This is a genomic window from Pseudoalteromonas sp. GABNS16E (assembly GCF_028598715.1).
GTDB classification, from domain to species: domain Bacteria; phylum Pseudomonadota; class Gammaproteobacteria; order Enterobacterales; family Alteromonadaceae; genus Pseudoalteromonas; species Pseudoalteromonas atlantica.
In genome coordinates this window covers 1-401 of the sequence record NZ_JAQREZ010000172.1, presented here as the reverse complement: position 1 = coordinate 401, position 401 = coordinate 1, and the positions used below count along the sequence as shown (strand labels likewise).

Below are 401 nucleotides of genomic sequence, written 5' to 3'. Positions count from 1 at the left end.
ACCATGATGTGCGTGTTTTTGGCTCTGAGCCCGTCCCTTTAAAGTCTTTTCACATACCTGCGGTTATTTTAAACAGCGATATGAAGGCTAAACGCGACTCAAGACTTGTTAGTCAAATTGACCTACCTGTTACTTTGTTGTCACTTTTAGGAGTTGACCAAGCAACTCCAATGGTGGGCTTTGATCTCACCAAAAATTATCCAGTTGAACGCGCGATGATGCAGTACTACGACAATTTTGCATACCTAGAAAATGATCGCGCTGTCATCCTAACGCCAAATCAACAAACTAGCTATTGGCGCTATAACAAAAAAACCAAAATACAAAAAAGAAATAAACCGCAAAACGCAGATAAAACGTTAGCTGAAAAAGCACTCGCTCATGTGTTATTTAGCAACTTA

1 pseudogene is annotated in these 401 nt (G+C 39.9%); it reads left to right on the top strand.

Annotation, left to right across the window (positions count from 1 at the left end):
* Positions 1-401, top strand: a pseudogene (locus PSI06_RS21165) (LTA synthase family protein); the annotation flags it as partial.